Below are 7,942 nucleotides of genomic sequence, written 5' to 3' on the forward strand. Positions count from 1 at the left end.
CGATATACATCACAATTAAGGAAATCTACTTACAAGTTTGCATCACTGTAATGCGATCTGGTTCAAATAATTCACTTTCAAATGAATGCGTCAGTGGTGGCAAACGCATCAGGATCAAAGTGAACATCACGAAACTTCTTACAATGGCGCATCACCTTCGGCATAAAAGGAAAAGAAGATGCCCACTTCTGATGAAAATGCACTGCAACAACGTTGCCAGCAAATTGTCACCAGCCCAGTGCTTAGCCCGGAGCAGAAGCGCCATTTTCTGGCACTTGAAGCAGAAAACAATCGGCCTTATCCGCAGCTGCCTGCCGAAGCCCGCCGTGCGCTGGATGAGGGTGTAATCTGCGATATGTTTGAAGGTCATGCGCCGTACAAACCGCGCTATGTCTTACCCGATTACGCCCGTTTTCTGGCGAACGGTTCCGAATGGCTGGAGCTGGAAGGCGCGAAAGATCTTGATGACGCACTCTCTCTGCTGACCATTCTTTACCACCACGTACCGTCGGTCACATCGATGCCGGTCTACCTGGGGCAACTGGATGCGTTGTTGCAACCGTATGTTAGAATTCTAACACAAGACGAGATCGATATTCGAATAAAACGTTTCTGGCGTTACCTCGACAGAACCCTGCCAGACGCCTTTATGCACGCCAATATCGGCCCGTCTGATTCGCCCATTACCCGTGCAATCTTACGTGCAGACGCAGAGTTGAAGCAGGTTTCACCGAACCTGACCTTTATCTACGATCCTGAAATCACCCCTGATGACCTACTGCTGGAAGTGGCGAAGAACATCTGTGAATGTAGCAAACCGCACATCGCCAACGGTCCGGTGCATGATAAAATTTTCACAAAAGGGGGCTACGGGATTGTGAGCTGTTACAACTCACTGCCGCTGGCGGGTGGTGGCAGCACGCTGGTACGCCTTAACCTGAAAGCCATTGCCGAGCGCAGCGAATCGCTGGATGACTTCTTTACGCGCACTCTACCGCACTACTGCCAGCAGCAGATCGCCATCATCGATGCGCGGTGTGAATTCCTCTATCAACAATCACACTTCTTTGAGAATAGCTTCCTGGTGAAAGAAGGGCTGATTAACCCTGAACGTTTTGTGCCAATGTTTGGCATGTATGGGCTGGCGGAAGCGGTTAACTTGCTGTGTGAGAAAGAAGGGATTGCCGCGCGCTACGGTAAAGAAGCCGCCGCAAATGAAGTGGGTTATCGCATCAGCGCGCAACTGGCGGAGTTTGTCGCCAATACCCCCGTGAAATATGGCTGGCAAAAACGCGCCATGTTACACGCACAGTCGGGGATCAGTTCCGATATCGGCACCACGCCGGGCGCGCGTTTACCCTATGGCGATGAGCCAGATCCGATCACCCATCTGCAAACTGTCGCCCCGCATCATGCTTATTATTATTCCGGCATCAGCGACATTCTGACGCTCGACGAAACCATCAAACGTAATCCGCAGGCGCTGGTACAGCTTTGCCTCGGTGCCTTTAAAGCCGGAATGCGTGAATTTACCGCCAATGTCAGCGGTAACGATCTGGTTCGCGTTACCGGTTATATGGTGCGTTTGTCGGATTTAGAAAAATATCGCGCCGAAGGTTCACGCACCAACACCACCTGGCTGGGCGAAGAAGCCGCACGCAACACTCGTATTCTGGAACGCCAGCCGCGCGTGATAAGCCATGAACAGCAGATGCGCTTTAGTCAGTAAGATTATCCCCTTCTCCTGCGTTGACGGGCCAGGCAGTCGTCTGGCTCTGTTTTTGCAGGGCTGCAATCTGCGCTGCAAAAACTGTCACAATCCGTGGACGATGGGGCGCTGTAATCATTGCGGAGAGTGCGTGCCACAGTGTCCGCATCAGGCGTTGCAGATTGTTGACGGCAAAGTGGTGTGGAACGCTGCGGTCTGCGAGCAGTGTGATACCTGCCTGAAGAGGTGTCCGCAACATGCCACGCCGATGGCGCAATCCATGAGCGTGGACGAAGTGCTTAGCCATGTCCGCAAAGCGGTGCTGTTTATTGAAGGGATAACGGTAAGCGGCGGCGAAGCCACGACCCAACTGCCGTTTGTAGTGGCGCTGTTTACTGCTATCAAAAACGATCCGCAACTGCGCCATCTCACCTGTCTGGTGGACAGTAACGGCATGTTGAGCGAAACCGGCTGGGAAAAATTACTCCCGGTGTGTGACGGCGCAATGCTCGATCTCAAAGCATGGGGTAGCGAATGTCATCAACAATTAACCGGACGCGATAATCAGCAGATTAAGCGCAGCATCTGTTTGCTGGCAGAGCGCGGCAAGCTGGCGGAACTGCGTTTGCTGGTAATCCCTGGCCAGGTGGATTATTTGCAACACATCGAAGAACTGGCGGCGTTTATCAAGGGACTTGGCGATGTTCCGGTACGCCTGAACGCGTTTCATGCCCACGGCGTGTATGGCGAGGCGCAAAGCTGGGCGAGCGCCACGCCGGAAGACGTTGAGCCGTTGGCTGATGCATTAAAGGTGCGCGGGGTGGGCCGGTTGATATTTCCGGCGCTGTATTTGTGACATGCCGGATGCGGCCTACGGTTCGGCACAGACTTGTAGGCATGATAAGACGCGTCCAGCGTCGCATCAGGCATTGTGCGCCAACTGCCGGATGCGGCGTGAACGCCTTATCCGGCCTACGGTTCGGCACAAACCTGTAGGCCTGATAAGACGCGACAAGCGTCGCATCAGGCATTATGCGCCGACTGCCGGATGCGGCGTGAACGCCTTATCCGGCCTACGGTTCGGCACAGACTTGTAGGCATGATAAGACGCGACAAGCGTCGCATCAGGCATTGTGCGCCAACTGCCGGATGCGGCGTAAACGCCTTATCCGGCCTACGGTTCGGCACAGACTTGTAGGCATGATAAGACGCGTCAAGCGTCGCATCAGGCATTGTGCGCCAACTGCCGGATACGGCGTGAACGCCTTATCCGGCCTACGGTTCGGCACAAACCTGTAGGCATGATAAGACGCGACAAGCGTCGCATCAGGCATTATGCGCCGACTGCCGGATGCTGCCTACGAAGGGTAAACTACCCACTAACGCTAAACAACGCATACGTATTATTAAGCAACACTTCGGCAATCTCATCTTCTGGTTCCGGGCGCAACTCGCAAAGCACGTCAAACACCCGCACAGCCTGTTCCGGTCGGTTAGGCTGCCCCTGAAAGCCGTTGAGCGGCATATCCGGCGCGTCGGTTTCCAGCAACAACGATGCCAGCGGTAATTTTGCGATGACATCGCGGGTTTTACTGGCGCGTGGATAGGTGATAGTACCGCCTACGCCGATTTTGTAGCCCAGCTGTACAAACCGCTCGGCCTGTTGCAGGCTGCCGGAAAAACCGTGAACCACGCCAGTGCACGGTAAATCGTGACGTTTAAGATGCATCGCCAGTTTGTCGTGTGTACGCCGGGAATGAAGGATCACCGGCAGATCGTAGCGTTTCGCCAGTTTCAGCTGTTCGTCGAGTAACCACTGCTGCCTCTCAAATTGCGGATCGTCGCCGAAGAGATCCAGACCGATCTCCCCCACCGCCACCACCTTCGCCGGACGCCTTTCCAGCGCCTGCTGTAGCTGATCAAGAGACACATCGCTATGTTTTTCCAACATCCCCGGATGCAACCCCAATGCGGCATACAGCGGTTGATATTTTTCCGCTAACGCCTGCACGCGGGCAAAATTTTCCGCCTCTGTCGCCGGAACAATGATCTTGCCTACGCCCGCTTGTGCCGCGCGTTGCAGGCTGGCCTCTTCATCGCCACTAAACGGCGGGAAATCAAAATGGCAGTGGGTATCGATAAAACGGCAAATCAAGCCAGATCCTCATTGTTAAATGTCGGGTCGTTCGCCTGCGGAGCATCGCTCACTTCGGCAACCAGCGTATCGTTGGCGACTGGCGCAGGCGGAATAACGATCGATTCCGGCGTCACCACTGGCACCAGATGGCGGGTAAGCGGCGCTTTTTCAGTTAATAGCTTGCCAACCGTGGCGAGGAAATAACGACCGCATAAACGCCCAAGTTTATAGTCTTCACGCAGCGCCGGAATCCGACTGCCAAGCGCGATACTATGTAATGGTTTCGGTGGATAAATTTCGAATATCCGCAGCTTGCCCGGTGGTTTCTCAATAAATTGCTGAATGTCACGATAGCTGGTTTCATGATGCTGCACCAGATTGACCAGCGGCTGCAGGCTACTGTCACCCAGCCAGCGTTCCATGCGTTTGAACCACTGCGGCGTGTAGTACATTTGTGACGGCACAGTGCGGATGACGACCAACGTTTTAGCGCCCTGCCTTGCCGCCTCTTTAACCGGAATCGCATCACTGATCCCGCCATCCAGGTAGTTAATGCCTTCCAGCGACACTCCGCTACGATAAAAGCCAGGTATCGCACTGGAGGCGCGAATCACATCCAGCCAGTTTTGTTTGGTTGGTAAAAAGTAATTAGGCGCGTAGTCATCCTGACGACAGGCACACATATAAAACGATTTGCCGCTGTCAAACAACCGCGCGGCGGTATCCATTTGCAACGGCATCTGGCTTGCGGTGGCCTCCACCAGCCAGTCGAGATCGATAAGATTTCCTCCACGGACAAAGCGCAATGGATCGAAAAATTCGCGTTTTGTGGTATAGCACATGATGACTTTGCGCGCGTAACCGGGCTGATTGCAGATAAACGCCGAGAGGTTCTGCGCCCCGGCAGATGTGCCGAGATAAAGATCGAAAGGATTAAACTGCGCGCGCATAAACTCATCCAGCACGCCAGCCGTGAAAATTCCACGCTGTCCGCCGCCTTCGCACACCAGAGCTATTCGTCCAGGCTGGAACGGCCTTAGCGACAACGGCGCAATATTACCAAGCGTTACAGGTATTCGCTGCCCCACCTCTGCCTTCCTGTTTTTGTTGTGAAAGAATGACAAAGTAACGCAATTTATTATTCGCTAAAACCGCAAAAGCCAGTCCGCTGGACTGGCTTTGGATAAAATTTTCTTAATGGTCTGAAATCTAGGGTCGTTTTCGGCCCATGAACAAACTCACCAGGAACAGAATAATCCCGACGACAAAGACAATTTTAGCTGCGCCTGCAGCGGTACCGGCCAGACCACCAAACCCAAGTGCGGCGGCGATTAACGCGATAACCAGAAATATGATGCCCCAACGAAACATAAGCGTCTCCTTTACCATAGTTAATGTCACCGCTTGATATGAGCGTGAAAATCACTCAATGCGATATTTTTAGTGTGGTGCACATCGCGCCTCCCGACAAAGTTCGGGAGGACGAATTACGACGAATTACTTAGTTTTCAGATCATTTTTAACGCTTTTCACACCATCTACCGCTTTGGCGATACTTTCAGCACGGTCGCTCTGTGCCTGGGAATCGACGGTACCGGAGAGCTGAACCACGCCGTCGGTGGTTTCAACTTTCACATGACGGGAAGGGACGATATCGTCCGCCAGCAGTTTGGCTTTGATTTCACTGGTGGTGGCGGTGTCACCCGCGTAGCCCTTCACAGAGCCTTCTTTAGCGTCGCGAACGTGCAGTTTGTCGCTGACAGAGGTCACCCCTTCAACGCCTTTCGCCACTTTCACTGCCTCTTCGGCCTGAGCCTGGCTTTCAACGAAACCGCTCAGGGTCACGACTTTTTGATCGGTTTTGACAGAGATATCGGTGCTCTTGATGTTGTCATGATCCACCAGGGCCGCCTTCACTTTCGCGGTGATGGCGCTGTCATCCATGAAATTACCGACTTTATTCATAGAGCTATCGACTTTTTGCCCTGCGCTTTCATTGGTAGTCTGCGCGTTGTTTTCCGCGTAGGCAGAGCCTGTCGCGACGGCAGAGGTCAACATTACAGCCAGCAGAGTTTTCGAAATCTTCAGTCTTGTCATAGTCATCGATTTATTCCTGTAAGTTTGCTCGTAATTTGAGCCTGGCAACACGAGGTTGCATTGCTGAATAGGGAGAGACTTCACCCTCTACAGAAGTCAATGGTCGCCATCACAAAAGCGATGGGTGATGAATAACGACCATTACAGCCTCTGAATCAGTTATTAATATCGGTAGAATGACAATCTACGGCTTTAGATACTGATATCTACGCATTGAACGGTATTTAACGCCGTCAGAAATGTCATTACTTTGTTAAATATAGATCACAATTTTGAAACCGCTCGGGATATCATCGAAAACATAAGCAAAAGTGAATGTTTTAAGAACATTCCGTAAGCGGCTAATAAGGAAGGGAAATTGACAGGGCGCAGCGGCTACCGCGCCCTGGAGGCAAGAATTAATGCTCGCGGGTCTGGTGGAACTGAACGTCCGGATAACGTTCCTGCGCCAGGCGCAGGTTGACCATGCTGGTAGCGATGTAAGCGAGGTTATCGCCGCCATCAAGCGCCAGTTGGCTTTCGTTCTTACGCTTGAACTCTTCGAATTTCTTCGCGTCTGCACATTCTACCCAGCGGGCGGTGGCAACGTTGACTGATTCATATACTGCTTCAACGTTGTATTCGCTCTTCAGGCGCGATACCACCACATCAAACTGCAGCACACCAACCGCACCAACGATCAGATCGTTGTTGGAGATTGGACGGAACACCTGCACCGCGCCCTCTTCGGAAAGCTGTACCAGCCCTTTGAGCAGCTGTTTTTGCTTCAGCGGATCTTTCAGGCGGATGCGACGGAACAGTTCTGGCGCGAAGTTCGGAATACCGGTGAACTTCATCATCTCACCCTGGGTAAAGGTGTCGCCAATCTGAATGGTGCCGTGGTTGTGCAGGCCGAGGATATCGCCCGGATATGCTTCTTCAACGTGCGAACGGTCACCTGCCATAAAGGTCAGCGCGTCGGAGATAACCACATCTTTCGCAGTACGCACCTGGCGCAGCTTCATGCCTTTTTCATATTTACCGGATACTACGCGCATAAACGCCACGCGGTCGCGGTGTTTCGGGTCCATGTTGGCCTGAATTTTAAATACGAAGCCGGTAAATTTGTCTTCGCTCGCCTCTACGGTACGGGTATCAGTCTGACGCGGCATCGGCGCAGGAGCCCACTCCACCAGGCCATCCAGCATATGATCGACACCGAAGTTACCCAGCGCAGTACCGAAGAATACCGGAGTGATTTCGCCCGCAAGGAACAGCTCTTTGTCGAACTCATTAGACGCGCCTTTCACCAGTTCCAGTTCGTCACGCAGCTGCTGTGCCAGATCTTCACCGACCGCTGCATCGAGATCCGGGTTATTCAGCCCTTTAACAATGCGGACTTCCTGAATGGTGTGGCCTTTACCGCTCTGATAGAGATAGGTTTCGTCTTTATAAAGGTGGTAAACGCCTTTAAACAGCTTGCCGCAGCCGATCGGCCAGGTGATCGGTGCGCAGCCGATTTTCAGCTCGTTCTCAACTTCATCGAGCAGTTCCATCGGGTCGCGGATATCACGGTCAAGTTTGTTCATAAAGGTGAGGATCGGCGTGTCGCGCAGACGGGTAACTTCCATCAGCTTACGGGTACGATCTTCAACACCTTTTGCAGCGTCGATAACCATCAGGCAGCAGTCCACCGCCGTCAGGGTACGATAGGTATCTTCCGAGAAGTCTTCGTGCCCCGGGGTGTCGAGCAGGTTAACCAGGCAATCGTGATACGGAAACTGCATCACAGACGTAGTAATGGAGATCCCACGCTGCTTTTCCATCTCCATCCAGTCCGACTTAGCGTGCTGGTTGGAACCACGGCCTTTTACTGTACCGGCGGTCTGAATGGCCTGTCCGAACAGCAGCACCTTCTCGGTGATGGTAGTCTTACCGGCATCCGGGTGAGAAATAATGGCAAAAGTGCGGCGCTTCGCCACCTCTTGCAAATAAGGAGACAACGTCATAATTCTTTCTTC

At 52.9% G+C, this 7,942-nt stretch carries 7 protein-coding genes; 2 read left to right on the forward strand and 5 right to left on the reverse strand.

Features of this window, described 5'->3' with window-relative positions; all coding sequences use genetic code 11:
- Nucleotides 1-178: 178 nt before the first annotated feature.
- Together RTW80_RS12710 and RTW80_RS12715 are read left to right on the forward strand one after the other, a co-directional pair.
- Nucleotides 179-1,729, forward strand: a complete 1,551-nt coding sequence (locus RTW80_RS12710; protein ID WP_063119370.1) for a YjjI family glycine radical enzyme — start codon at nucleotides 179-181, stop codon at nucleotides 1,727-1,729.
- Nucleotides 1,701-2,564: a YjjW family glycine radical enzyme activase gene (locus RTW80_RS12715; protein WP_001088439.1), complete on the forward strand. Its 864-nt coding sequence runs from the start codon at nucleotides 1,701-1,703 to the stop codon at nucleotides 2,562-2,564. The genes RTW80_RS12710 and RTW80_RS12715 overlap by 29 nt, the downstream gene beginning before the upstream one ends.
- Nucleotides 2,565-3,080: 516 nt before the next feature.
- Here the strand turns inward: RTW80_RS12715 and RTW80_RS12720 are convergent.
- From RTW80_RS12720 to prfC, 5 genes are all read right to left on the reverse strand, one after another.
- Complete coding sequence (locus RTW80_RS12720) at nucleotides 3,081-3,863, reverse strand: metal-dependent hydrolase (protein ID WP_000563058.1); 783 nt, start codon at nucleotides 3,861-3,863, stop codon at nucleotides 3,081-3,083.
- Nucleotides 3,860-4,933 carry a patatin family protein gene (locus tag RTW80_RS12725; RefSeq protein WP_001300357.1) on the reverse strand — a complete coding sequence of 358 codons (1,074 nt, stop codon included), beginning with the start codon at nucleotides 4,931-4,933 and terminating at the stop codon, nucleotides 3,860-3,862. The genes RTW80_RS12720 and RTW80_RS12725 overlap by 4 nt, the downstream gene beginning before the upstream one ends.
- Before the next feature lie 121 nt (nucleotides 4,934-5,054).
- Nucleotides 5,055-5,216: a DUF1328 domain-containing protein gene (locus tag RTW80_RS12730; protein ID WP_000490275.1), complete on the reverse strand. Its 162-nt coding sequence runs from the start codon at nucleotides 5,214-5,216 to the stop codon at nucleotides 5,055-5,057.
- 126 nt (nucleotides 5,217-5,342) lie between these two features.
- Nucleotides 5,343-5,948, reverse strand: a complete 606-nt coding sequence (gene osmY / locus RTW80_RS12735) for a molecular chaperone OsmY (protein WP_001295748.1) — start codon at nucleotides 5,946-5,948, stop codon at nucleotides 5,343-5,345.
- A gap of 392 nt (nucleotides 5,949-6,340) precedes the next feature.
- Nucleotides 6,341-7,930, reverse strand: a complete 1,590-nt coding sequence (prfC, locus tag RTW80_RS12740; protein ID WP_000175943.1) for a peptide chain release factor 3 — start codon at nucleotides 7,928-7,930, stop codon at nucleotides 6,341-6,343.
- Between the last annotated feature and the right edge of the window lie 12 nt (nucleotides 7,931-7,942).

Origin of the sequence: Escherichia sp. AM3 (assembly GCF_032029835.1) — a bacterium.
Classification (GTDB): domain Bacteria; phylum Pseudomonadota; class Gammaproteobacteria; order Enterobacterales; family Enterobacteriaceae; genus Escherichia; species Escherichia coli.